This is a genomic window from Microbacterium tenebrionis (assembly GCF_020682665.1).
Lineage (GTDB): Bacteria > Actinomycetota > Actinomycetes > Actinomycetales > Microbacteriaceae > Microbacterium > Microbacterium tenebrionis.
Map to the genome: position 1 here is coordinate 494,558 of NZ_JAGTTM010000001.1, position 24,280 is coordinate 518,837.

The following is a 24,280-nucleotide window of genomic DNA, read 5'->3' on the forward strand; positions in this document are numbered from 1 at the left end:
GGTCTGCTGCATGAAACGGGGGTTGCTGACACGGGTCTCATGCTGGAAACCCCGTCTCGGTCTCGCGAGCGAGGAACGCCTGCACGTCCGCGAGTTCACGGGCGTCGATCCCGTGGCCGAGTCCGGGGTATCGGCGATCCTCGAGCTCGGTGTGCTCGGGTGCCCACGCGTCGGTCCGGCGCACCGCATCGGGCGCGATGACCCTGTCCTGCTCGCCCCGGCCGAGGAACATCGCGGGACGTGTCGCGCGCAGCACGGCATCCGCCTTCTGCTCCCCCGCGGCCACGAATCCGCCGAGGACGACGGGGGCGAGCACGCGCTCCGGCGCCGTGCGCAGCAACTGGGTCGCCATGAGGCCGCCCTGCGAGAATCCGATCGGCACGATTCGCGTCGAGGTCGGGAGTGCGGCATCCACCCATGACCAGATCGCGGCGGTCGCGGCATCCAACGCGTCCTGGTCGGGATGCCCCGGTGTGACGATCCGGAACCACGCGTAGCCGCCAGGGGCGAGCTCGATCGGGGCGCGCAGAGACGCCCACGGCATCCCTTCGGGAAGGGCGGATGCCAGGGCGACGAGGTCGCGCTCGTTCGATCCGTAGCCGTGCAGGAACAGCGCTGCGGCGGGGGCCGGCTGCTCCCAATCGTCCGAGACGATGGCGGTCATGGATGCTCCTCTGCGATGTGCTACTTGCAGATGCAACCAATCTCGGTCGGAACTATTCCGAGCGCGAGATCATGCGGTCCTCGCCCACGACTCCGTGACGGCATCCAGAACGCCGGTGAGAGCGCCCTCGGCGTCGGACGCGCGCACCGTCGCGAGCGTGGCCGCAGTGAGAATCGCCCTGTCGCACGAGACTGCCGCTGACGGCGCCGTTTTCGGCACGCAGAGCAATTCTCGCGGGCTACGCCCGGGCCGCCCACCAGTCGCGGAGGCGCTGCTCGGCGGCATCCGGCCCGATGATCCCCTCATCGAGGCGGATGTCAAGCAGGAACCGGTAGGCCTCGCCGACCTCCCGGCCGGGGCCGATGCCGAGGATCTCCTGGATCTGGTTGCCGTCGAGCTCCGGCCGCATGGCGTCGAGCTCCTCCTGCTCGGCGAGGGCCGAGATGCGCGTCTCGATGTCGTCGTAGGCGCTCGCGAGCCGGGCCGCCTTGCGCCGATTGCGCGTCGTGACGTCGGCCCGGGTCAGGATGTGCAGACGCTCGAGCAGATCGCCCGCGTCGCGCACATAACGGCGGACGGCGGCATCCGTCCACGCCCCCTCCGCGTACCCGAAGAACCGCAGGTGCAACTCGATGAGCTTCGCGACGGCATCCGTCGTCTCGCCGTCGAAGCGCAGCGCCTGCAGGCGCTTGCGCGCCATGCGCGATCCGACGACGTCGTGGTGGTGGAAGGTCACCGCTCCCCCGGGCTCGAGCTTGCGGGTGCGCGGCTTGCCGATGTCGTGCAGCAGCGCCGCGATGCGCAGCGCGACGTCCGGCGCCTCGCCGGCATGCCGGGAGTGCTCGAGCTCGATCGCCTGCTGCAGCACGGTGAGCGAGTGCTCGTAGACGTCCTTGTGGTGGTGGTGCTCGTCGACCTCGAGCCGCAGCGCGCTGATCTCGGGCAGGAACTCGTCGATGAGTCCGGTCTCGACGAGGACGCGGATGCCGCGCACCGGATCATCCGTCTGCATGAGCCGTACGAGCTCGCCCTGCACCCGCTCGGGGCTGACGATCTTCAGCGTCTCGCGCAACTGCGCGACCGCGTCGTGCGTAGCGGGGTCGATGTCGAAGCCGAGCTGCGCGCTGAAGCGGGCGGCCCGCAGCATCCGGAGCGGATCGTCGCCGAAGCTCACGGTCGGGTCCGCAGGTGTCCGCAGGATGCCGGCGACGAGATCCTCGACGCCGCCGGTCGGGTCGATGAGCTTGATCTCGCGCCCGGACTCCGGGGACGCGACTTGCAGGGCCATGGCATTGACGCGGAAGTCGCGGCGCGCGAGGTCGCCGTCGATCGTGTCGCCGAACTCGACGGTAGGCTTGCGCGTCACGCCGTCGTAGCTGTCGGCGCGGTAGGTCGTGATCTCGACCTGCTCGCCCTGGACGCGGGCTCCGATCGTCCCGAACGCGCGGCCGATGTCCCACTGCGCGGTGGAGATCGGCGTGACGATGCGCAGGATCTCGTCGGGCGAGGCGTCCGTCGTGAAGTCGAGGTCGTTCGTCTCGCGGCCGAGCAACGCGTCGCGCACCGGTCCTCCGACGACGGCGAGCTCGAAACCGGCGGCCTGGAACGCGGAGGCGACCTCGGACACGACCGGTGCCTCGGCGAGCGCGCGCAGGCGTGCAAGCCCCTCGGCCATGTTCAGCATGGGTTCCAGGTTACCGGGCGCACGATCGCCGGTTCCCCCGTGCACAGCTTCGGATGCTGTGGGCGACCCGCCGCGGCATGCGGCCATCGAGCGGCGTGTCAGACGGGGCGTCCGAAGTTGTGCACGCGGCTGGGACATCACACCCATGCTCGAAGCGTAGCGGCGCCGTGCTCCAGCGCAGCCCGCTGCGGTCCGCGCACAGCTTCGGATGCCGAGGGCGACACGCCGCGGCATCCAGCACCCACCCGGCGTGTCGGGCCCACGATCCGAAGCTGTGCACGGAGGGGGGCCGGGATCGTGAGCATCAGGGTGGCGGCGGCCATGACCGCGTCGACCTGCTCGAGCTGCTCGATGAGCACGTCGGGTTCCGCGGCGTAGGTCTTGCCGAACATGGAGGGGAAGGCGACGGCGAGTGAACGGCAGGCGGCGAAGCGGCGTCTATGCAAGCGAATTCACAGAAGCGCTTGGCTTGACAGCCGGTTTTGCTCCATAGTGAGTCATTAGGGGAGATCGTGCTTGATTTTTCGGGGCTTGCTCTGTCGACCCGTGACATCGTTTCAGGCACTATCCGAGTTTCGCCTGAGACGAATCGCAGTCGAGGCGCTGACCAGCGCTTCGTCAGCGAGCCAGACTCAGGGCGAACAAGGGGAAAGCCGTGTCCATATTCCGTCGCGAGCGTCCGGATGCTGCATCCGGTGGGGCTCAGAACACGCGTCCGAGTCCACGCCGACAGCTGACGGTGGCGGCGGAGCCGCACCCGACCACCCGCGACCTCGCCTGGAACGCGCTGCTCACCGCCGAAGGTTCTGCCGCTGCGGGCACGGCGACCGCCGTCGACACCCTGGCGCCGGCATCCCCCCTGCCCGTGACGCCCAGCGCGCCCGCGCAGCAGAGCGCTCCGGCTGCGCAGGCGACCGATGCCGCCGACCAGCTCTTCACCGAGGATGCCACCGTCGCGCAGCTGGCTGAACCGGCGCCGACCTCGCGGCGAGCCCGCCGCCGAGCGATGTCCATCGCCTCCACCTTCGCGCCGGCTGCGGCTCCAGTCGCGCCGGACGGCGCCGCCGGTGAGGCCACTACCCCTGCGGCACCCGAGATCCCCGCCGCGGTCGTCGAACCGGTGGAGGAGGAAGACACCCGCACGCCGCGCGAGCGGGCCGTAGCCCTCGCCGAGCGCCTGGGGCTGGCCTACGTCGATCTGACCGAGTTCGTCGTCGAGCCGGGTGTGGTGAACCTCATCCCCGACCAGATGTGCCGCCGTCAGGCCGTGCTGCCGATCTCGCGCGTCGGAGAACGCCTGGTCGTCGTCGTCGCAGACCCCGAGAACGTCATCGTGCTCGACGACGTCGCCGCGGTCGTGCGCATGCCGATCGCTCCCGTCGTCGCCGAGCGCGAGGCGATCCTCGCCGCGATCGACCGCTATCACCGCGTCGACTCCGAGCTCGAAGAGCTCACCTCCGCCTTCGAGAGCGACTCGCCGCTCGAGAAGGAGGTGTGGACGCAGGACGTCGCGGATGCCGCCGGCGACGACGAGGCGCCGATCATCCGCTTCGTGAACCTGATCATCAGCCAGGCCGTCATGGACCGCGCCTCCGACATCCACATCGAACCGGGCCGCGAGGATCTGCGTGTGCGGTACCGCATCGACGGCGTGCTCACCGAGGTGCAGCGCGTGCCGCGCAACATGGTCGCCGGCGTCATCAGCCGTCTGAAGGTGATGGCCGAGCTCGACATCGGCGAGCGCCGCAAGCCGCAGGACGGCCGCATCTCGATCATGCACGGCGGCCGCACGGTCGACCTGCGCGTGGCGACCCTGCCGACGGTCTGGGGCGAGAAGGTCGTCGCCCGTGTGCTCGACTCGCCCGTCGCGAGCCTGAAGCTCAGCGATCTCGGCATGCTCGACCGCAACATGGAGGTCTTCCGCAACAGCTTCACCAAGCCGTACGGGATGATGCTCGTCACCGGCCCCACCGGATCCGGCAAGTCGACCACGCTGTACACGACGCTCGCGGCGATCGCGAAGCCGACGGTCAACGTCATCACGGTCGAGGATCCCGTCGAGTACCGGATGCCGGGGATCAACCAGGTTCAGGTCAACAACCGTGCGGGGCTGACGTTCTCCGCCGCCCTGCGCTCGATCCTGCGCTCGGACCCGGATGTGATCCTGCTCGGCGAGATCCGCGATGAGGAGACAGCGAAGATCGCGATCGAAGCGTCGCTGACCGGACACCTCGTGCTCTCGACGCTGCACACCAATGACGCCCCGAGCTCGGTCACCCGACTGATCGAGATGGGCGTCGAGCCGTTCCTCGTCGGCTCTGCCCTCGACTCGGTCGTCGCCCAGCGTCTGGCCCGCCGGCTGTGCGAGCGGTGCAAGACGTCGTCGCCGGCGACCGAGACCGAGCTGCGCATCGTGGGCGCGCCGCCCGAGATGCTGCAGGATCCGCCGATGATCCACCGTCCCAAGGGCTGCTCGCAGTGCTCGAACACCGGCTACCGGGGCCGGATCGCCGTGCACGAGGTCATGGCCGTCGACGACGAGGTCGAGCGGATGGCGGTCGCCAACGCCCCCACCGCCCGGATCGCCGAGTACGCCACGAGCCAGGGCATGACCCGGCTCCGTCAGGACGGCTGGGCGAAGGTGCTGCTCGGCCTCACCTCGGTCGACGAGATCCTCCGCGTCACCGTCTGACCCACCCGCTTCCCACTTCCTGCTCACCTCCCACTTCCTGCTCACCCAGGTGCGCTCCCCAGGCGCACCCCTTCCCCAGATCACGAAAGGTCCGTCAGTGACGACCGAGAACGAGCCCGCCTTCCCACCGGGCGTCTCCCGCTTCGATGCGCTGTTCGGCGGCACCGAGGCCGACACCGAGCTGCACTCCTTCCTCACCGGCATCCCCGGAGTCACCCTGCCCGGCGCGCAGACCCCGCCTGCGGCGGCCCCGGCGCCGACGGACCCCGCTGCCGACGCACCGACCGCAGCGGCGCCAGCGCCCCCGAGCATCCTCGACACCGCCCACGCGATCGCCGCCGCTCCGACCAGGGCGCTGGACGCCGCAGTCGACGCCGAACTGGCACCGGGCCTGCCCGACTTCAGCGAGCGCTCGACCCGGCCCGCGCGCCCCAGCCGCGCCACCGAGATCGAACAGGCGATGATCGCCGAGAATCCCGAGGTCGACCCGGAGTTCGTCGCGGCCGTGACAGCGATCCTCGATCTCGGCGCATCCGACCTGCACATCGTGGCCGAGTCGACTCCGGTCGTGCGCCTGGACGGCCAGTTGAAGACCGTGACCGACACGTCGGTGTGGGACCGCGAGCGCACCGAGCGCGTCATCCGCGGCTTCGTTCCCGAAACGATGATGACGGCGTTCGCCCGCGACCTCGAGCTCGACCTGGCGTGGGCCGTCGGCGACATCGCCCGCTTCCGCGTGAACGTCTTCCGCGACCAGCGAGGCATCGGCGCGGCGCTGCGCATCATCCCCACCGAGATCAAGTCGGTCTCGCAGCTGGGCCTGCCGCGCGAGCTCGTCGCCCTCGCCAACCTGCCGCGCGGCCTCGTGCTGGTCTGCGGCCCGACCGGCTCCGGCAAGTCGACCACGCTCGCTGCGATCATCGACCGCGCGAACTCCACGCGCGCCTCGCACATCATCACCGTCGAGGACCCGATCGAGTTCCTGCACCACCACAAGCGCGGCATCATCAACCAGCGCGAGATCGGCGCCGACACCCACAGCTTCTCGGATGCCCTCAAGCACGCGCTGCGTCAGGACCCCGACATCATCCTCGTCGGCGAGATGCGCGATCTCGAGACCATCTCGACGGCGCTGACGGCGGCTGAGACCGGTCACCTCGTCTTCGCGACCCTGCACACGCAGGATGCCGGCCAGACGATCGACCGCATCATCGACGTCTACCCCTCGCACCAGCAGGCCCAGGTGCGCACGCAGCTGGCGGCCACCCTGCGCGCCGTGGTCGTGCAGACGCTGATCCCGCGCGCCGGCGGCCGGGGCCGAGCGGTGGCGACGGAGGTCATGTTCACGACCCCGGCGATCCAGAGCCTGATCCGCGCCGGCAAGACGCACCAGCTGCGCACCGCGCTGCAGGCCGGCAACGACATCGGCATGCACACGCTCGATCAGGATCTCGCCCGCCTCGTGCGCGCGGGCGAGATCGAGTACGCGGCGGCGCAGGAGCTCGCGCAGGACGTCACAGAGTTCGAGCAGCTGGTCGGGCGGCGCGGCATCACCGCCGGCGCCGCCGTCGACCTGACCCCCGAGGGCACCCGCCAGAGCGTGGGCGGCCGGGGAGGCGGTGACTGATCATGGCGACGAGTGCGAAGACCCCGCAGTGGGCGTACCGCGGAACGGATGCCGGCGGCAACAAGGTCAAGGGCGTGGTGGATGCCGCGTCCGAGGCGAGTGCGATCCAGCAGCTGCGCGCGAGCGGGGTCATGCCCGAGAAGCTCACCGCGAAGGGCGCCGGCACCGGGCTCCAGCAGGAGATCTCGATCCCCGGGCTCGAGAAGCGGGCCTCGCTCAAGGACCTCGCCGTCCTCACCCGCCAGATGGCGACCATGGTGAACGCGGGCGTCTCGATCCTGCGCACCCTGTCGATCGTGCAGGGCCAGATCGACAACCCGATGCTGCGGCGCACGGTCGAGCAGATCGCCGCGAAGGTCGAGGGCGGCACGGCCCTGTCGGTCGCGCTGGAGGAGTTCCCCCTGGTGATCCCGCCCATCATGGTGCACCTGGTGCGCGCGGGCGAGACCGGCGGATTCCTCGACCGGTCGCTCGTCATGGTCGCCGACAACTTCGAGGCCGAGAGCAAGCTGCGCGGCAAGGTGAAATCGGCCCTGACGTACCCGATCGTCGTGCTGATCGTCGCGGTGCTCGCCGTGGCGGCGATGCTCATCTTCATCGTCCCGGTGTTCGAGAAGATGTTCGCCGATCTGGGTGGAGCGCTGCCGGGCCCGACGCAGGGCCTGGTCGACCTTTCTAAGGCCATGCCGATCATCGCGCCGGTGACGATCGTCGTGGTCGTCGCGTTCCTGATCTGGTGGGGGCGCAGCAAGAACACGGATGCCGTGCGCCGGGTCGTCGACCCCGTCAAGCTGAAGATGCCGGTGTTCGGCAAGCTCAACTCGAAGATCGCGCTGACGCGCTTCACCCGCAACTTCGCGACCATGCTCGCCTCGGGTGTGCCGATCCTGCAGTCGCTGGCGATCGTGGGGGCGACCAGCGACAACTACGTCATCAACCAGGCGCTCACCAGCGTTCAGGATGCCGTACGCCAGGGCCGGCCGATCGCCGAGGCGCTGGCCGCAACGGACGTCTTTCCCGAGATGCTCGTGCAGATGGTCGCGATCGGCGAGGAGTCGGGGTCGATCGACACCATGCTCTCGAAGACTGCCGACTTCTACGACGACGAGGTCGAGACCATGAGCGCGGGCCTGACCGCCATGCTCGAGCCGCTGATGATCGTGTTCATGGGCGGTCTGCTCGGGTACATGATCGTCGCCCTGTACCTGCCCATGTTCATGATCTTCCAGAACATCCAGTCCATGTAATCCCCTGCAGCACCTGTTCCCATTTCGAATACCCGACCCAGAAGAAAAACTGCTCACCGCCAAAACTGCTCACAACCAAAACTGCTCACAACACGACCGGCATCGGACCCAGTTGCCGCGTCGTTCCGAACGCGAATCCGCTGCGTGGACGCCGTCACCGACGGTGAAAAGCACACGAGGTCATCGCGCTCCAAGTCGACCCAAAAATATGTGATCTGACCAGGGATTTTTGCGACACGCCCGGGATTCTCGGTTCTTGTGATCCGCCTGAATGGCCCGCTATTTTTCGACTGTCGTCTATCCCAGCCGGCACATAGTCATTGCACAAAGAAGAACGGAATCACCATGAACAAGCTGGTCGCTGAGACCCTCGCGAAGAAGGAGAAGGGCGAGAAGGGCTTCACCCTGATCGAGCTCCTCGTCGTCGTCATCATCATCGGAATCCTGGCCGCCGTCGCCATCCCGATCTTCCTGAACATGCGCACCGGTGCATGGAAGGCCTCGGTCGAGACCGACGTCGCGAACGCCGTCCTCGTCGTCGAGCAGGCTGCGACCGCGAACAACGGCAGCCTTGCTTCGGTCCCCGTCGAGAACTCGGCTGAGCCGGGAGCCGGCTACAGCGTCGGCACGTTCGACGGCACAGTGTCCCCTGGCAACACGATCTCGATCACGATCACCGGGCAGACCTACACGATCACCGGTGATAACGAAAACGTGGAGGGCGAGACCTACACCTACGACAGCGAGACCGGCTCCGGTGCGTGGGACTGACGTGACTCCGTAGCTCACAGCATCACCCAACCGGTTGTGCCTGCACGTCCCCGGCGTGCAGGCACAACCGATTCCCATCCCGGCGCCGAGAGGAGGACGCCCATGCGCACCCGACCGAAGCACGACGAGGGCTTCACCCTCATCGAGGTGATCATCGCCGTCGCCCTGCTGCTCGGCGTGGCGGTCGCCCTCGGCGCCTTCGCGATGCAGAGCCTGCGCCTGGCGGCCCAGCAGCAGCGCACCCAGGTGGCCGTCACGGTCGCCACCCAGCGCATGGACGAGGTCCAGCGCCTGACGACCTCCAACGCCCAGCTCGCCACTCTCGTCGCCGGCCGCAGCGAGACCGCCGTGAAGACCGCCTGGAGCGCGGCATCCGGCGTTCCCGGTCTCGCCCAGACCTACCCCGCCTGGCCGGTCGTCTCCGGCGGCCCGCCAGCCATCCCGATCCAGCAGACCACGACGCGCAGCGGATCGGCCTACGCCTCCACGGTGCTCATCGGCACCTGCTACCAGCCCGTCGCCGGCGGCGCGTGCACGAGGATCTCGGGCGCATCGAACGACCCCGGAGCCGAATCGACCCTGGCTGCCGGCCGCAGCCAGATGATCCGCGTGATCGTCGTCGTGACCTACCCCGGCGCCTGCGACAGCGGCAGCACCTGCCGCTACACCGCCTCCGGCCTGTTCGACACGAGGGGAGACCTGAAGTGGCGGACCGAGTGACCCGGCACGAACACGACCGCGAATACGAGCGAGAGCACGAGCGCGGCTACAGCCTCATCGAGATCATGATCGCGATGGGCATCTTCTCGATCTTCCTCGCCATGTTCATCGGCGGCATCGTCGCCGTCTCGCGGGTGACCAACGACGCGCGCACCGACGCGCAGACCTCCAGCGCGATCGGCATCTCGCTGCAGCGCCTCGAGCGCTCCGTCCGCTACGCCGACGCCATCAACCGCCCCGGCACCGTCGGCCACCGCGCCTACGTGGAATGGCGCACCAGTGCCGTCTCGGCATCCTCCGGAGTCGAGACGTGCTCGCAGCTGCGATACAACAGCGACGACGGCACGGTGGCGCTGCGCACCTGGAAGGCCTCCGCCTCGCCCGCCACCGGAACCTGGGGCGTGATCCTCCGCGACGTGCGCGGCGCCGCGACCACGACCTACCCGTTCAGCGTCGTCGCCGCGGCCGGCGGCATCAGCAACTACCAGGGGCTCACCGTGCACGTGATCGCCGGCACCTCCGACTCCGCAGGCACCGAGACCACCACGACGATCTACGCCAAGAACAGCTCCTTCGATTCGATCTCCAACGCGGTGGGCACGAATGGGCAGAGCGCCAACCCGGTGTGCGCAGGAACGGGGTACCGACCGTGATCAGATTCCGCGGACTCGCCCGCCCGGCATCCACCCGCTCCGCTCACGATGGCGAGCGCGGCTCAGCCCTGCTCATGACCGTCATCTTCTCGGTCTTCGCCGGCGGTGTCATGCTCGTGCTGCTCACGGTGCTGCTCTCGCAGGCGCAGGCCGCCCAGCTCGCGCAGAAGAACACCCGAACCGGCTACGCCGCTCAAGCCGGCATCCAATCGACCCTCTCGGTGCTGCGCTCGAACACGAAGACCGTCGGCGTCGGGCCGTCGGCCGTCACCTACGGCGACCCGACCAAGCTCCCGGCTACCGTCACCGGCACCGTCGACGGCGTCGCCGGCAGCACCCTCGGCTACAGCGTCACCCTGAAGTACTACCAGCTCGACCCGACTGCGCGCAGCGACGCGTGGCTCGCCGCCAACGCGCTGCCGTACCCGCTCTCGGCGGACCTCACCAAGCAGCCGAAGTACGTGCGGATCGTCTCGCAGGGCAGCGACTCCGCCGCGAGTGGCAGCACCCGCACCATCACGGCCCTGTACACGTTCACCACGACCACCGTGAACATCCCCGGCGGGCTGATCCGCAACACCGACAGCACCAGGTGCCTGAAGGCGACGTCGGCCACGGCGGGAAGCACGATCAACGTCGTGCCGATCGCGCAGTGCACCGACAACACCCTGAACATGTGGGTGTACGACACCGACTACAAGCTCAAGCTCGCCTCGACCGTCAAGTCGGCCACGGTGCTGTGCATCACGGGACGTCAGTGGGGCACCAGCGCGAACCAGGTCAATGCGACGCTGCGGGCGTGCGCCGCCACCAACAAGGCCGCTCACGGCAACCAGCTGTGGAGCTGGGAGCCCCCGGGGTCGTGGGTGAGCCAGAACGAGGCGAACACGAGCCGCGGCGGGCGATGGCTCGGCATCAGCGGAACGACCGTGATCGAGAGCACGAGCGCGGCCGCCTCCTTCGAACCGAGCCCGAGCGTCGGCGCGGGGGCTGCGAGCATCGACACGAAGCAGATCGTGAACTTCAGCGAGTTCGGCCGCTGCATGGATGTGACCGACGAGCAGATCAGCAAGAGCTTCATGATCATCTACCCGTGCAAGCAGGACCCGACCGGCACCGGCAACGACCTCCGGTGGAACCACAAGTGGAACTACTCCGAGCCGACGGGCTCCGCCAAGAGCTCGGCGGCCCAGGCCATCTACGTCCGCGCCGCGGACAACAAGTACTACTGCCTGACGACCCGGACGCTCAGCAGCGGCAACACCGACGTCTACTTCGTCGCCTGCAGCAACCCGACCAACGCCTCCTCGCTGAACAACCAGCAGAAGTTCATCCGCAACACCGACACCGTCAACGCCCTGAACGCCTACACGTTCCAGCTCGCCAGCAACCCGAGCATGTGCCTGGCTGCCGTCCCCGAGCCCGGTTACGCCTGGTCGCACCTGCGCCTGATCACCTGCAACGGCTCGGCGACCCAGAAATGGAACGCCCCGGCCATGACGAGCGGTTCGACCTTCGGCGACTACAAGGAGATCGGATGACGGATCCGCTGATCCCCGCGTGGTTCGCGATCCCGGTGGCTGCCGTCTTCGGCGCGCTCATCGGGTCGTTCCTCAACGTCGTGATCTGGCGCGTGCCGCAGGGCATGAGCATCGTGCGCCCCGGAAGCGCCTGCCCGCACTGCGGTCACGCGATCGCCTGGTACGACAACCTGCCGGTGCTGTCGTACCTGATCCTGCGGGGCCGCTGCCGCCGCTGCGGTGCGCGCATCTCGCTGCGGTACCCCGCCGTCGAACTGCTCACCGCGCTGGCCTTCGCCGGCGTCGTGGCCGGTGCCTACGGCGCGGTCTACCCTGCGGCGATCCTGCCGCTGCTGCTGTACTGGACGGCGGCCGGCATCGCCCTGGCACTCATCGATCTCGACCATCACCGGCTGCCCGACGTGATCACGCTGCCCTCGTACGCCGTCAGCGCCGTCCTCATCGTGCTGGCCACCGCCCTCACCGACGAGCCGGCGCGTCTCATCTCTGCCGGCGTGGGTCTGGTCGCCCTCGGGGGCCTGTACCTGCTGCTCGCGCTCGGGTGGCGCGACGGCATGGGCTGGGGCGATGTGAAGCTCGCCGGCGCGCTCGGCCTGACACTGGGCTGGCTCGGGTGGCCGCAGCTCATCGTCGGCGGGTTCAGTGCGTTCGTCATCGGCGGCATCGTCGGCGCGGTGCTGATCGCGACCCGGAAGGCCGGCCGCAAGTCGGGCGTCCCGTTCGGGCCGTTCATGATCATCGGCGCGTGGACCGGCGTGTTCGCCGGCGCCGCGATCGCCGACCTCTATCTGTCCGCGGTGGGTCTGGCATGACCGGCCGCGCCCCAGCATCCACATCTCACGGAGGATCCCCATGGCAGGAGTAGTCGCACTCGACATCGGCAGACGCGGGCTGCGAGGGGTGCAGGTCGACGGCGCGTACTCGAACCGCCCCAAGATCACGCGCTTCGGGGCGGTCGGCGTCACCGAGGGCACGGTCTTCGACGGCGAGATCACCGACGAACGCCGCGGCGCGGCCGCGATCAAGCAGCTGTGGAAGTCGGCCGGCTTCACGACCAACAAGGTCGCCTTCGGCATCGGCAACCGCAAGGTGGTCGTGCGCGAGATGACGCTGCCGGCAATGCCCGCCGCTCAGCGCAAGTCGGCGCTGCGATTCGCCGTCGAAGGTCACATCCCGATCGACCTCGACGACTCGATCCTCGACTTCCTGCCGCTGCGCGCCGTCACCGAACACAACGAGCCCCGCCACGAAGGACTGCTCGTGGCCACCGCCCGCGCCAGCCTCGAGAGCACCGTGAACGCCATCGAGAAGGCCGGCCGGTCCATCGACGCCGTCGACTTCTCGGGCTTCTCGCTGCTGCGCACGCTCTCGAATGCGAACAGCGGCACGCAGGCGATCATCAACATCGGCGCCGCCAGCACCACCGTCGTCGTCGCGACCGGTTCGATGCCCGAGTTCGTGCGCATGGTGCCCAGCGGCGGCGACGACGTCACGCACGCGATCGAGCGCGCACTGAGCATCTCCTTCGCCGAGGCCGAGAACGACAAGATCAACCGCGGCCTGCAGGGCGGCGCCACCAGCGCCCACGACATCGAGGCCGAGACGGTGCTCCGCGAGAACGTGGCGGCGCTGATCGACAGCATCCGCAACACCCTGAACTTCTACGCCGGCGCGCACCCCGAGCGGCCCATCGCCCAGGTCTTGCTCACCGGCGGCGGCAGCCGGCTGATGGGCCTCGCGCCGGTGCTCACGCGGGCCCTCGGCGTGCCGACCGTGCACGGAGACCCGCTCGCGGCGTTCTCGGTGAGCAGCAAGGTGCGGGCGTCCGGCGTCGAGAACTGGGCGCTCGAACTGGCCGCGCCGCTGGGCGTCACGGTGGGAGAGAAGTGATGAAGACGACCAAGACACCTGCGCCGCGCCGCGGCTCTGCGAACGTGGCATCCGTCGCCAGAGTCGACCTGATCCCGCCGATCATCGAGGTGCGGCGCACCGAGAACGCGCGCATCCGCGGTCTGATGGCGGGTCTTGTGGGCCTGGCCGTCGTCGTGGCGGCCGGGAGCCTCGCCGCGTCGTTCCTCGCGAACGGCTCCGAGCAGACACTCGCGAAGGAGCAGGCGCTGAGCGCCCAGCTGATCGTCGAGCAGAACCGCTACACCGAGGTGGCGAACGTGCGGGCCCTGCTCGGCGACTACGAGATCGCCGCGATGTCGGCGCTGTACTCCGAGGCGGACTGGTCGCGCATCATGCGCGAGCTCGACGGCGCCATGCCGGAAGGCGTCACGCTCGCATCCGAGGTGATCACGGTGAAGGGCGTGCTCGGCGCCGCAGCATCCTCGACGGCCGCCCCCACCGCCGGTCTCGACTCACCGGGAGTCATCGAGATCACCTTCACGGCCACGGCGAGCGTCTTCGACTCGCCCACCCCGCTCCTGAACCGGCTGCAGGAGATCACCGGCTATGCGAGCGCGACCGTCGACGCGGTCGCCGGCGACGACGAGGGGTACCTCATCACCGGCGTCATCCAGCTGAACTCCTCGGCCCTGGGCGGCACGGCACGCACCGAGCGCCTTGACCAGGACCGCCTCGCGACGCTCCGCAGCGAACTCGAATCCTCGGTCATCGCACCGCCGGCACCAGCCGCTCCCGACGAGAGCTCCGCGATCGCGGACGCCGGATCCACCGACGATCTGACGAACCCGGAGGAATGACACCATGTCCAGATACCGCTTCAGCCTCATCGTCGTCGGCCTGCTGGCCTTCCTGGTCCTCATCGGCGGATGGTTCATTGGCGTGCAGCCGCAGCTCGACCGGATCTCGACGGCGAACACGCAGACCGACAGCGTGCGGCAGCTGAACCAGATCCAGCAGGCGAAGAACACCGCCCTCGCCGAGGACGATGCGCACCTCGACGAGTACAAGGCGCAGTTGGCGAGCACGCAGGCCGAGATCCCCGCCGCACGCTCGCAGCAGGCGCTGATCGATCAGATCAACGCGGCGGCCGGCAGCGCAGGGGTCACCATGACGGCGCTGCGATTCGAGCCCGCGCAGGCCTACGTCGCGCCGGTCGGGGTGTCGCTGGACACCGCGTCCAGCGGGACGCTCGTGGCGATCGCGGTGAGCCTGAGCGCGCAGGGCGACCGCGCCGCGTTGGAGAGCTTCACCGCCAACCTGCAGGCGTCCACTCGCCTGATCACGGTGATCGACAGTCAGTACACCGGGCCCGAGGATGCCCAGCTCACGCTGAACGGCGCCACCTGGGTGCTCGTGCCTCTGGAGCAGCCCGCGCAGTAGCCGCCCCGCCCCGTTCCCTGTGCACAGCTTCGGATGCCGCGGGCGACACGCCGCGGCATCCGGCATCCGGCCCCGCGTGTCGGGCCCGAAATCCGAAGTTGTGCACGAGAGGAGCTGTGCAGGGGAGGAGTTCAGGCGGGGTCGCCCTGCACCGGGCCCTCGGTGTTGGGCTTCCAGCCCAGAGCAGGGGCGACGTGTTCGGCGAACGCCTGCAGCACGTGCAGGTTGTAGTCGACGCCCAGCTGGTCGGGCACCGCTGAGCAATCGAAGATTGCTGCTCTTCGCTACCGATAGACAGCGATTGCCCGCAACAACAAGGCCGGTCCTGCGAGTTCGGCCTCGTTGGCCGTAATCGAGACGCCAAGAGCCTTCGCTGGTTCAACGAAGTTGCCCACGACTTCCGTGAGGGTTTCTCGCTCAAGCTTCGTCACTGGAGCCTCTGCCGTCAGTCGCACAGTGGGCCATTTGTCCTCTACTCCCAGAACCATCTCAACCTGCGCAACCACTGTGTAGGTGCCATCGAGTCTTCCGAGCGCGCCGATGAGCCAATTGGCGTCAAGAACAACAGCAACGGCTGGACCGTCTTCACCTTCAGGGTGGAGCATTGCTAGAACCTCGTCGGTTCCGCCGAGTAGAGCTTCTAGGTTCTTGAGTCCGGCCTTCGTCGCCTTGAGCTCGTCGCCTTTCTGCGAGAACGGTGAGCTCTGATCTTGAGCCTGTGCAGCAAACCATCTAAACAAGCGCAGCAGTGTTTGAAGCGGAACGATCTGGAGGGTCCCCGTGATTTCGACAGTGTCGCCGGGTTTTACCGAGGAGATCGCGCTCTCGCCCCAGCCATCGAAAGTGCCGAGAGCCTTCTCGTCAACGATCTTCTGATACCAGAGCTCAAAAATGGAGAAGCGAGTTCGTGTCCGAACAACCTCCTCTTCGAAGGAAGCCGTGGTCTTCTTACCACCTTCGATTTTTCCGCCCAACGCAGCCGTGCCCGCGTTGAGACCGCCCGAGAAGCCACCGTCGCGTGCTTGGGCGATCTTCGCCACCACTTCATCGATCTTCCCCGATTCAATGGCGGAGAGACTATTGATTACGGTGGCGTCGTCAAGATATACATACCCTCTGTGGACACGCTTCTTCGGTGGGTTGTAGATTCCCATGGTTCACCGCGCCTTTGCCTGGAACGACCTGATGCTTGCCACAAGCGTATCCGGGGTCGTGCCATCGACTGTATTCAGATCGCGTATCCCTCGACGGGGCCGTCTGTGTTCGGCTTCCATCCGAGCGCAGGAGCTACATGCTTCGCGAACGACTCCAAAATATGTACACAATAAGCAACTCCCAATTGGTTCGGGATCGTCAGCATCAGGGTGTCGGCGGCCATCACGGCTTCATCGGCGAGCAGCTGCTCGATGAGCACGTCGGGTTCCGCGGCGTAGGTCTTGCCGAACGTGGAGCGGAAGCCGTCGATGATCCCGACCTGGTCGCCGTTCTCGGCGCTGCGCAGCCCGAAGTACGCGCGGTCCATATCGGACACGAGCGGGAAGATGCTGCGACTGACCGACACCCGCGGCGTCCCGGTGTGGCCCGCCGCTTTGTACGCCGCGCGATACAGATCGATCTGCTCGCGCTGCAGCTCATGGAACTGCGCGCCGGTGGCCTCGGTCAGCAGCGTCGAGCTCATGAGGTTCAGACCCTTGCGGCCGGTCTCCTCGGCCGTGGCGCGCGATCCGGATCCCCACCAGATGTGGTCGCGCAACGTCTCGGAGCGCGGCTCGATCGCCAGGTACCTGCCCTCGCCGACCTGCTGCGGATCTCCCTGGACCACTCCTGCACCATCGATCGCCTCGAGGAACAGCTCGAACTTGTCACGGGCGAGGTCGGCGCCGCGCGGATCCTCCGACCCGACGTAGCCGAACGCCTCGTAGCCGCGCAGCGCGGTCTCGGGTGATCCGCGGCTGATGCCGAGCGCGATGCGTCCGCGTGCGATGAGGTCGAGCGCGGCAGCCTCCTCGGCGAACTGCAGCGGGTTCTCGTACCGCATGTCGATGACGCCCGTGCCGACCTCGATGCGCTCGGTCTTCGCGGCCATCGCGGCCAGCAGCGGCATGGGCGACGCGGCCTGACGGGCGAAGTGGTGCACGCGGACGTAGGCACCGTTGACGCCGATCTCATCCGCACCGACGGCGAGGTCGATCGTCTGGTGCAGCATGTCCGCCGCCGTACGGGTGCCCGAACCGGGCACGGGCGCGTAGTGCCCGAAGGAGAGGAATCCGAAAGCCTTCATGGTCGTATGCAACCGAATGGATGCCGGTGGCATTCCCCCTTCATGGCGCCGGGACGAGGAACCCGTCGAGCACGAGCTCGCGGATGCGCGGCTCGAGGTCCGCCCACAGATCCACCAGCGGCACCTCGAACAGGTCGGCGATCGCCGAGACGATCTGCATGACCGACAACTCGCCGTCGCACGCCCCGACGAAACCGGCGAGCGCCGGATCGACTTCGACGGTGCGACCGAAACCGCCGCCCTGCCGCAGCTCGATCACACTCGGATCGTCGTTGCCGGGCAGGTAGTGCCGCGCCTCGGTGACATCGGGCGCCGTCACGAGCATGTGCGGGACGCCGTCGCGCAGCCCATCGTGCGCCGCGAGGCCGTCCCGCAGCGCCCGACCGAGCGAACCGCCGGGCGCCGCGAGCGGCTGCGACACCTTCTCGAAGCGGCGCAGTGATTCCCCTGGTGCCGCAGGACGACGCAGCAGCACATACCCGAATCCGACTGCGGTCACCCCGCGGGCGGTGAAGTCGTCGAGCCACGCCTCCAGCATCCGCCCGAACGTCGCCTCGCGTGGCGTCGTGCCGCCGTCGCGGACCCACAGCTCGGCGTACGCGAGCGGGGTGAGCTCTTCGCGCTCGATCACCCAGGCGTCGAGGGCGGGGTCGATCCAGGACTCCAGGCGGGTGAGGCCGGGGGTCGTCTTCGACCCTTCGACAGGCTCAGGGAGCGAAGACCGTGACTCCCAGTTGCCGAGCAGCTGCGCGATGCCGCCGGGGGTCAGATGGCCTGGGACCGACCGGACGAACGCCTCGACCAGCGCATCCCCCACCAGTCCCCCGTCGCGGTACTCGTAGGCCGTCACGCCCTCCACCCGCGGCGTGATGACGAACGGCGGGTTCGACACGATCAGGTCGAACGCCTCGCCGGCGACCGGCTCGAACATGCTGCCCTGACGGAACGTGATGTTCGTCACGCCGTTCAGGCGGGCGTTCAGCGCCGCGAAGGCCAGCGCGCGCTCGGAGATGTCGGTCGCGACGACCTCTCCGGCGTGCCGGGCGACGAGCAGCGCCTGGATGCCGCATCCCGTCCCCAGGTCCAGTGCACGCGCGACCGGCACGGGCACGACGAGCTCCGCGAGCGTCCGCGATGCTCCACCGACCCCGAGAACATGATCGGCCGGCAGCGCCGTGCCGAGAGCCAGCTCGTCGAGGTCGCTGGCGATCCACCATTCCCCGACGCCGTCGGCATCCACGAAGGACTGCGGGCGCACCAGCGCGGTCGGCACCGCATCCGCGCCGTCGACGCGGGCAAGTCCCAGGGCGACAAGGCCGTCCACCCCGACACGAGCGAACGCCGCGTCGACCAGGGACGCCGGCTGGGGCATCCCGAGCACGAAGAATCGGCCGGCGGTCGCCAGCGGGCCGACGTCGCGGGCGATCGCCCGCAGGACAGGCTCGCGGACTCCCCGGCCGAGTGCGTCGTCGGCCTCCTCTCCCCACAGACGCCGGAGCGGTTCGGAGCGGAAGTCGGCGGCATCCAGATCCGCGGCCAGCGCCGAGGCGAGAGCGGGATCCGGGACAGGCGGGAGGGCGTCGGACACGGCCGTCACTCTACGCGCCTTCAGGGTTCCCCGAAGCCGCACACCTAGAATTGCGGGGTCACCACTCACGGGTCGCTCCTGCGCGCCCCGAGGAAGACCAGAGACTTGATCAGCCCCCGAACCGGCAGACGCGCGCGCGCGAACCGCGGCATCCGCGGCGTGCTGGCGTCGGCCCTCGCCGTCGGGCTGGTCGCATCAGGGCAGCTCCTCGCCCCGGCATCCGCATCCGCCGAAACCCAGACCCCCGAGGACACCGGCACGGTCGAGCTCTCGCTGACCGCCGGCATCCACGGCGTCGTCGCCCCCGACGCCCCCGTCACCGCCACCGTCACGATCGACAACGGCAGCGACGCGGCTCTCGCCGCAGGGCGCGTCACGGTCGAGATCAACAAGACGCCGCTGGCGGATGCCGCATCCCTCACCGCCTGGCTCAACGGCGGCGACGCCGACGGGACCTTCACGTCGATCGGATCCGAGGAGTCCGGAGACGTCGCGGCATCCGAGAGCGCATCGACGTCGATCAGCGCGACCTCGGCTGTGCTCGGCGACCTGACCGAGGGCGTCTACCCCCTGCGCGCACTGATCTCCGGCCCGAAGATCTCGGGCATCGCCGGAGCCACCAGCGTCCTCGTCGTCACCGGCGACACCGACCTGCAGCTGACCGTGGTCGTGCCGATCACCGCCACCCCTGCGGACGGCGGCCTGCTCTCAGCCGACGAGCTCACCGCGCTCACCGCCCCCGACGGGGCCCTCACGGCCCAGCTCGACGGCGCGGCGGGAACCTCCGCGGCCCTCGCCGTCGACCCGCTCATCCCCGCGGCGATCCGTGCTCTCGGAACAGCGGCACCCGCGGATGCCACGGCGTGGCTCGCGCGGCTGGAGTCGCTCTCGAACCAGCGGTTCGCCCTGCAGCCCGGCGACGCGGATGCGACCGTCCAGGCCCGTGCCGAACTGCCCGAGCTGCTCTCGACGCTGCCGCTGACCCCCTACCTCGACCCCGCCGACTTCACAGCGCCGCCGGCTGACGGCGAGACCCCCGCCCCCACGCCGACGGCATCCGGCCCCGAGCTCCCCAGCGATGCCGAGCTGACCGCCCTGGGCGGCGCCGAGTCCGGCGTGCTGTGGCCCCTCGGCGATGTCCGCACCGCCGATCTCGCCGCCTTCGACGACTATCTCGGCACCGACGTCACCACGATCCTGCCGTCGACGTCGGTAGCCTCCGAGTCCGGTGCGCTCGTCGAGGTCGACGATCATCGGATCCTCGTCTCGGATGCCGATGCCTCAGCCGTGCTCAGCGAAGCGGCCGCCACGGCCGATGAGTCCGACCGTGAGCGGACGATCACCTCCGGCATCGCCCGGCTGAGCCTCGTCCCGCAGGCGTCGCTGCTCGTCGGGCTCGATCGCGACGAGACGCGGACGGCCGATGCGCTGCGCGAGACGATCCTGGCGCTGTCCTCCATCGCCGACCTGACGCCCCTGTCGGAGGCGCGCGCCTCCGACCCGGCATCCGCCACGATCGTCTCGGACGACTCGCGCGACCGCGCGGACGCCCTCGAGAACCTGCTCGCCGACGAGGCCCGCCTGACGTCGTTCGCGACGATCCTCGACGACCCGCTCGTGCTGCTCTCCCCCGAGCGCATCGAGATCCTGCGCCTCATCGGCGTCGGCACCGCGGACCAGTTCGTCCCCGGCACCGCGACGCACCGCACCGAGACCACGGCCACCCTGAACGCCGTCGGCGTGCAGCCGCCGAGCCCCGTGCAGTTGTTCACCGCGGCCGCCCCCCTGCCGGTGTGGGTGCACAACGACCTGCCGTGGCCCGTCAACGTCACGCTGACCTCGCGGCCGTCGGACGCGCGTCTGGACATCGAACCGCGCACCGAGGTCGTCGCCCAGCCCGCCAGCAACACCCGCGTCAAGGTGCCGGTGTCGGCCCGGGTGGGCAGCGGCGTGCTCGACGTGCGTTTCGGGCTCGTCTCGCCCACCGGCGTGCACATCGGCACCGACCAGACCGCGACCGTCACCGTGCGCGCCGAATGGGAGGGCATCGGCCTCGGCATCCTGGGCGGCGTCATCGGCCTGCTGCTCGTGCTGGGCATCATCCGCACCGTCGTCCGCCGACGCAAGGACAAGGCCGCCGATTCCGACGCATGACGCTGCCGGGGAATGCCGCGCGGTTACCATGGGTTTCACACTCTGACGCGTTTTCACGCGAGAAGGAAGAGGACATGCGCAAGGTCATCATCATCGGCTCCGGCCCCGCCGGATTCACCGCCGCGATCTACGCGGCCCGCGCGAACCTCGAGCCGCTCCTCATCGCGAGCTCGGTCGAGGTCGGCGGCGAGCTGATGAACACCACCGAGGTCGAGAACTACCCCGGCTTCCCCGACGGCATCCAGGGCCCTGACCTGATGTCGAAGTTCCAGGCGCAGGCCGAGAAGTTCGGCACCGAGGTCGTCTACGACGACGTCACCTCGCTGTCGCTGGACGGTCCGGTGAAGAAGGTCGTCCTCGGCAGCGGCGCGGAGCACGAGGCGCACACCGTCATCTACGCGACCGGCTCCGCTTACCGCAAGCTCGGCATCGAGGGCGAGGAGCGCCTCTCCGGCTACGGCGTCTCGTGGTGCGCCACGTGCGACGGCTTCTTCTTCCGTGAGAAGACGATCGCGGTCGTCGGCGGCGGCGACTCCGCGATGGAGGAGGCCACGTTCCTCACCCGCTTCGCCGACAAGGTCTACGTGATCCACCGCAAGGACACCCTCCGGGCATCCAAGATCATGCAGGAGCGCGCGTTCGCGAACGAGAAGATCGAGTTCATCTGGAACAGCGAGGTGACCTCCATCGAGGGTGGCGATGCCCTCACCGGCGTGACCCTGCGCGACACGGTCGACGGCTCGTCGCGCGAGCTGGCCTTGGACGGCCTGTTCATCGCCATCGGAAACGACCCGCGCACCCACCTCGTGCACGACAAGCTCGACCTGACTCCGGAGGGCACGATCTGGGTCGACGGGCGCTCGTCTCGCACGTCCGTTCCCGGCGTCTTCGCCGCCGGCGACGTCATCGACCCGACGTACCGTCAGGCCATCACGGCCGCCGGGTCGGGAGCGGTCGCGGCGCTGGACGCCGAGAACTTCCTCGCGGATCTCGAGGATGCCTCGGTCGAGGTCCCGGCCGCCGAAGCGGCCGCGATCATCGCGTAGGGAACAGTTTCGACACCGCTGCTGTTGCAGCAGGTGACCTTCGATCAAGGAGATAAGCAGATGACTGCCAAGGTAACGAGCCAGGCGACGTTCGAGCAGGACGTCCTGCAGGCCGAGGGCCCCGTCCTCGTGGACTTCTGGGCCGAGTGGTGCGGACCGTGTCGCATGGTCGCCCCTGTCCTGGACCAGATCCAGGCCGAGCACCCCGACAAGATCACCATCATGAAGCTCAACGTCGACGAGAACCCTGAGCTGGCCATGAAGTACCAGATCACGTCGATCCCGGCGATGAAGGTCTTCCAGGGCGGCGACGTCAAGACGACCATCATCGGCGCCAAGCCGAAGCCCGCTCTCGAGCAGGATCTCGCCGCTTTCATCGGCTGATCCCCGGACGAACGAAGAAGGCGCGGACCGTGCGGTCCGCGCCTTCTCTGCGTCTGCGGGTCAGTCGTGGCGGTGTCAGGACGCGCCGCGACCAGCGTCAGGAGGCGTCGGCCACCGTGGCATCCCACCGGCGGTAGCGGGGCCCCTCGCCGAGGAGCCCCCACACGGCGGGCGTGAGCTCGGGGTACTCCAGCGCGATCTGGCGCATCACGCGGTAGTTCCTGGCCGCGTTGGGCCGCACCCCGTCGTTCGCGGCGATGTTGTCGGCGCGCAGCAGGTAGACGACGAGTTCGTCGACGCTCGGGAGATCCTCCATGAAGTCCCAGGGGTCCTCGCCGCTGAGCAGCCGCTCCTGAATGAGGACGGCCAGTTCGTCCGACGCCTCTGCGCGCAGCACTTCGAGACTTGCGCGGCGGGGGACGGCTTCAGACATACCTCAAGCCTACGCGCGCTTTCTGCCCCCACGGCGCGGGAGGTTCACGACATCCGTCATCGTCTCCAGCTCCTTGCCCTTCGTCTCCGGCACCTGGAAGTACACGAAGAAGAACGACACGACGGCGAAGAAGGCGTAGAAGCCGTAGGCGAAGGTCAGCCCGATCTCGGCGAAGGCCGGGAAGGTCGTCGAGATGAAGAAGTTCGCGATCCACTGGGCAGCGGCTGCGACGGCGAGGGCGCCCGCACGGATCTTGTTGGGGAACATCTCCCCCAGCAGCACCCACACCAGCGGCCCCCAGGTCGCGCCGAAGAACACCACGAACCCGTTGGCGCAGATCAGCGCGATGAGCGACCACGGTTCAGGGAGGGTGACGGCGCCGTCCTGAAGCGTCCCGAACGAGAAGGCGACGGCCATCATGCCGAGGGTCACCGCCATGCCGACCGATCCGATCAGCAGCATCGGTCGCCGGCCGACCCGGTCCACGAGAACGATCGCGATGATCGTGACGACGATGTTCGTGATCGACGTGATGACCGACGTCATGAGAGCGCTCGACTCATCGAAGCCCACGGAGAGCCACAGCGTCGTCGAGTAGTAGAAGATGACGTTGATGCCGACGAACTGCTGGAAGACGCTGAGCAGGATGCCGACCCACACGATCGGCTTCAGCCCGAACCTTTCGCCGCGCAGGTCCTTCAGGGACTCGTTCTTCTCGTCGCCGAGACTCTCCTCGATCTCCTGGATCTTGAGATTCACATCGGTCTCGCCCGTGAAGTCGAACAGCACCTGCGAGGCCTTGTCCACCTTGCCTCTGGCGACAAGGAAACGCGGGGACTCCGGGAGCCTCAGCGCCATGAGACCGTAGACGACGGCGGGGATGGCCTCGACCATGAACATCCAGCGCCACGCGTCGATGCCCAGCCACAGCACGTTCGCCGCGGACCCGGCGATGTTCGCGAGCAGCGCGTTCGACAGCAGGGCGGTGAAGATACCGGTCACGATCGCGAGCTGCTGCAGCGACCCGAGGCGCCCGCGCACCTTGGCCGGCGAGACCTCGGCGATGTAGGCGGGGGCGATGACGGATGCCGCACCGACGCCGAGACCGCCGATCACGCGCCACACGATGAGGTCGATGACGCCGAAGGCGAGTCCGGAGCCGATCGCTGACACGAGGAACATGATCGCGGCGATCACCATGACCGGGATGCGGCCGAGCCTGTTCGCGAGGCTGCCCGCGAACCATGCTCCGACGGCGCAGCCGAGGAGCGCCGATGACACGGCGAAGCCCTGCAGCCCCGGGCCGAGGTCGAAGGCCCCGGCCAGCGCATCCACGGCGCCGTTGATGACGGCCGTGTCGAATCCGAACAGGAAGCCGCCGAGCGCTGCCGCGATGCTGATGCCGATCACACGGGCACTGAAGCGCCCTGATGTGCCCTTGTTCTGAGACATGTATCTCTCCCTGCTCACTCCCCACTCTACGAGCGCGAGGGATGCGACGGCG

Annotated in this window: 22 protein-coding genes and 2 pseudogenes; 14 read left to right on the forward strand and 10 right to left on the reverse strand. The window is 68.5% G+C overall.

Going from position 1 to position 24,280, the window contains the following annotated elements; genetic code table 11:
• Positions 1-37: 37 nt before the first annotated feature.
• The 4 genes and pseudogenes from KEC56_RS02485 to KEC56_RS02500 form a co-directional block, all read right to left on the reverse strand.
• Positions 38-664, reverse strand: coding sequence for an alpha/beta hydrolase (locus KEC56_RS02485; RefSeq protein WP_227529672.1), 627 nt, complete (start codon positions 662-664; stop codon positions 38-40).
• A gap of 69 nt (positions 665-733) precedes the next feature.
• Positions 734-883, reverse strand: coding sequence for a hypothetical protein (locus tag KEC56_RS02490; RefSeq protein WP_227529673.1), 150 nt, complete (start codon positions 881-883; stop codon positions 734-736).
• 19 nt (positions 884-902) lie between these two features.
• Positions 903-2,348, reverse strand: coding sequence for a CCA tRNA nucleotidyltransferase (locus tag KEC56_RS02495; RefSeq protein ID WP_227529674.1), 1,446 nt, complete (start codon positions 2,346-2,348; stop codon positions 903-905).
• 137 nt (positions 2,349-2,485) lie between these two features.
• Positions 2,486-2,749: pseudogene (locus KEC56_RS02500) on the reverse strand (hypothetical protein); the annotation flags it as partial.
• Between the two features lie 254 nt (positions 2,750-3,003).
• On the opposite strand from KEC56_RS02500, the gene KEC56_RS02505 reads away from it, so the two are divergent.
• The 11 genes from KEC56_RS02505 to KEC56_RS02555 all read left to right on the forward strand — a co-directional run bounded on the left by KEC56_RS02505 (position 3,004) and on the right by KEC56_RS02555 (position 14,890).
• On the forward strand, positions 3,004-5,040 hold the full coding sequence (locus KEC56_RS02505) for a GspE/PulE family protein (protein WP_227529675.1): 2,037 nt from the start codon (positions 3,004-3,006) through the stop codon (positions 5,038-5,040).
• Between the two features lie 97 nt (positions 5,041-5,137).
• Entirely contained in the window at positions 5,138-6,667 is a 1,530-nt protein-coding gene (locus KEC56_RS02510) for a type IV pilus twitching motility protein PilT (protein WP_227529676.1), read from the forward strand.
• A gap of 2 nt (positions 6,668-6,669) precedes the next feature.
• Positions 6,670-7,914: a type II secretion system F family protein gene (locus KEC56_RS02515; protein WP_227529677.1), complete on the forward strand. Its 1,245-nt coding sequence runs from the start codon at positions 6,670-6,672 to the stop codon at positions 7,912-7,914.
• 345 nt (positions 7,915-8,259) lie between these two features.
• Positions 8,260-8,685, forward strand: a complete 426-nt coding sequence (locus KEC56_RS13990) for a type IV pilin protein (RefSeq protein WP_276573118.1) — start codon at positions 8,260-8,262, stop codon at positions 8,683-8,685.
• A 102-nt stretch (positions 8,686-8,787) separates the two neighbouring features.
• Positions 8,788-9,405, forward strand: coding sequence for a type IV pilus modification PilV family protein (locus tag KEC56_RS02525; RefSeq protein WP_227529678.1), 618 nt, complete (start codon positions 8,788-8,790; stop codon positions 9,403-9,405).
• Positions 9,402-10,058, forward strand: coding sequence for a prepilin-type N-terminal cleavage/methylation domain-containing protein (locus tag KEC56_RS02530; RefSeq protein WP_227529679.1), 657 nt, complete (start codon positions 9,402-9,404; stop codon positions 10,056-10,058). Before KEC56_RS02525 ends, KEC56_RS02530 begins: the two co-directional genes overlap by 4 nt.
• Complete coding sequence (locus tag KEC56_RS02535; RefSeq protein ID WP_227529680.1) at positions 10,055-11,599, forward strand: DNA-directed RNA polymerase subunit beta family protein; 1,545 nt, start codon at positions 10,055-10,057, stop codon at positions 11,597-11,599. The genes KEC56_RS02530 and KEC56_RS02535 overlap by 4 nt, the downstream gene beginning before the upstream one ends.
• Complete coding sequence (locus KEC56_RS02540) at positions 11,596-12,411, forward strand: prepilin peptidase (RefSeq protein WP_227529681.1); 816 nt, start codon at positions 11,596-11,598, stop codon at positions 12,409-12,411. Before KEC56_RS02535 ends, KEC56_RS02540 begins: the two co-directional genes overlap by 4 nt.
• A 40-nt stretch (positions 12,412-12,451) precedes the next feature.
• Positions 12,452-13,489: a type IV pilus assembly protein PilM gene (gene pilM, locus KEC56_RS02545; RefSeq protein ID WP_227529682.1), complete on the forward strand. Its 1,038-nt coding sequence runs from the start codon at positions 12,452-12,454 to the stop codon at positions 13,487-13,489.
• The gene (locus KEC56_RS02550; protein WP_227529683.1) at positions 13,489-14,307 is read left to right on the forward strand and encodes a PilN family protein; all 819 of its coding nucleotides are present in this window, start codon (positions 13,489-13,491) and stop codon (positions 14,305-14,307) included. Before pilM ends, KEC56_RS02550 begins: the two co-directional genes overlap by 1 nt.
• A gap of 4 nt (positions 14,308-14,311) precedes the next feature.
• Positions 14,312-14,890, forward strand: coding sequence for a hypothetical protein (locus KEC56_RS02555; RefSeq protein WP_175987814.1), 579 nt, complete (start codon positions 14,312-14,314; stop codon positions 14,888-14,890).
• 131 nt (positions 14,891-15,021) lie between these two features.
• Here the strand turns inward: KEC56_RS02555 and KEC56_RS02560 are convergent.
• From KEC56_RS02560 to KEC56_RS02575, 4 genes and pseudogenes are all read right to left on the reverse strand, one after another.
• Positions 15,022-15,144: pseudogene (locus KEC56_RS02560) on the reverse strand (LLM class flavin-dependent oxidoreductase); the annotation flags it as partial.
• Positions 15,145-15,174: 30 nt separating this feature from the next.
• Positions 15,175-16,044: a DUF6414 family protein gene (locus KEC56_RS02565; RefSeq protein WP_227529684.1), complete on the reverse strand. Its 870-nt coding sequence runs from the start codon at positions 16,042-16,044 to the stop codon at positions 15,175-15,177.
• A 74-nt stretch (positions 16,045-16,118) separates the two neighbouring features.
• The gene (locus tag KEC56_RS02570; protein ID WP_227529685.1) at positions 16,119-17,171 is read right to left on the reverse strand and encodes an LLM class flavin-dependent oxidoreductase; all 1,053 of its coding nucleotides are present in this window, start codon (positions 17,169-17,171) and stop codon (positions 16,119-16,121) included.
• Between the two features lie 40 nt (positions 17,172-17,211).
• Positions 17,212-18,768, reverse strand: a complete 1,557-nt coding sequence (locus tag KEC56_RS02575) for a DUF7059 domain-containing protein (RefSeq protein WP_227529686.1) — start codon at positions 18,766-18,768, stop codon at positions 17,212-17,214.
• Between the two features lie 96 nt (positions 18,769-18,864).
• Here KEC56_RS02575 and KEC56_RS02580 point away from each other — a divergent pair, with 96 nt between their 5' ends.
• From KEC56_RS02580 to trxA, 3 genes are all read left to right on the forward strand, one after another.
• Positions 18,865-20,913, forward strand: coding sequence for a DUF6049 family protein (locus KEC56_RS02580; RefSeq protein WP_227529687.1), 2,049 nt, complete (start codon positions 18,865-18,867; stop codon positions 20,911-20,913).
• A 74-nt stretch (positions 20,914-20,987) separates the two neighbouring features.
• Complete coding sequence (gene trxB, locus KEC56_RS02585; protein WP_175987822.1) at positions 20,988-21,959, forward strand: thioredoxin-disulfide reductase; 972 nt, start codon at positions 20,988-20,990, stop codon at positions 21,957-21,959.
• 60 nt (positions 21,960-22,019) lie between these two features.
• Positions 22,020-22,343, forward strand: coding sequence for a thioredoxin (gene trxA, locus KEC56_RS02590; protein WP_175987824.1), 324 nt, complete (start codon positions 22,020-22,022; stop codon positions 22,341-22,343).
• 97 nt (positions 22,344-22,440) lie between these two features.
• Here the strand turns inward: trxA and KEC56_RS02595 are convergent, their stop codons facing one another.
• Positions 22,441-22,776, reverse strand: a complete 336-nt coding sequence (locus KEC56_RS02595) for a tryptophan synthase subunit alpha (RefSeq protein ID WP_227529688.1) — start codon at positions 22,774-22,776, stop codon at positions 22,441-22,443.
• 9 nt (positions 22,777-22,785) lie between these two features.
• Complete coding sequence (locus KEC56_RS02600) at positions 22,786-24,228, reverse strand: sugar porter family MFS transporter (RefSeq protein ID WP_227529689.1); 1,443 nt, start codon at positions 24,226-24,228, stop codon at positions 22,786-22,788.
• Positions 24,229-24,280: the final 52 nt, after the last annotated feature.

Excerpts from the sequence above, each read along its gene's own strand:
- KEC56_RS02485 (WP_227529672.1), bottom strand. The coding sequence starts at position 664 with ATGACCGCCATCGTCTCGGACGATTGGGAGCAGCCGGCCCCCGCCGCA.
- KEC56_RS02495 (WP_227529674.1), bottom strand. The coding sequence starts at position 2,348 with ATGCTGAACATGGCCGAGGGGCTTGCACGCCTGCGCGCGCTCGCCGAG.
- KEC56_RS02515 (WP_227529677.1), top strand. The coding sequence starts at position 6,670 with ATGGCGACGAGTGCGAAGACCCCGCAGTGGGCGTACCGCGGAACGGAT.
- KEC56_RS13990 (WP_276573118.1), top strand. The coding sequence starts at position 8,260 with ATGAACAAGCTGGTCGCTGAGACCCTCGCGAAGAAGGAGAAGGGCGAG.
- KEC56_RS02525 (WP_227529678.1), top strand. The coding sequence starts at position 8,788 with ATGCGCACCCGACCGAAGCACGACGAGGGCTTCACCCTCATCGAGGTG.
- KEC56_RS02540 (WP_227529681.1), top strand. The coding sequence starts at position 11,596 with ATGACGGATCCGCTGATCCCCGCGTGGTTCGCGATCCCGGTGGCTGCC.
- pilM (WP_227529682.1), top strand. The coding sequence starts at position 12,452 with ATGGCAGGAGTAGTCGCACTCGACATCGGCAGACGCGGGCTGCGAGGG.
- KEC56_RS02550 (WP_227529683.1), top strand. The coding sequence starts at position 13,489 with ATGAAGACGACCAAGACACCTGCGCCGCGCCGCGGCTCTGCGAACGTG.
- KEC56_RS02555 (WP_175987814.1), top strand. The coding sequence starts at position 14,312 with ATGTCCAGATACCGCTTCAGCCTCATCGTCGTCGGCCTGCTGGCCTTC.
- KEC56_RS02565 (WP_227529684.1), bottom strand. The coding sequence starts at position 16,044 with ATGGGAATCTACAACCCACCGAAGAAGCGTGTCCACAGAGGGTATGTA.
- KEC56_RS02570 (WP_227529685.1), bottom strand. The coding sequence starts at position 17,171 with ATGAAGGCTTTCGGATTCCTCTCCTTCGGGCACTACGCGCCCGTGCCC.
- trxB (WP_175987822.1), top strand. The coding sequence starts at position 20,988 with ATGCGCAAGGTCATCATCATCGGCTCCGGCCCCGCCGGATTCACCGCC.
- trxA (WP_175987824.1), top strand. The coding sequence starts at position 22,020 with ATGACTGCCAAGGTAACGAGCCAGGCGACGTTCGAGCAGGACGTCCTG.
- KEC56_RS02595 (WP_227529688.1), bottom strand. The coding sequence starts at position 22,776 with ATGTCTGAAGCCGTCCCCCGCCGCGCAAGTCTCGAAGTGCTGCGCGCA.
- KEC56_RS02600 (WP_227529689.1), bottom strand. The coding sequence starts at position 24,228 with ATGTCTCAGAACAAGGGCACATCAGGGCGCTTCAGTGCCCGTGTGATC.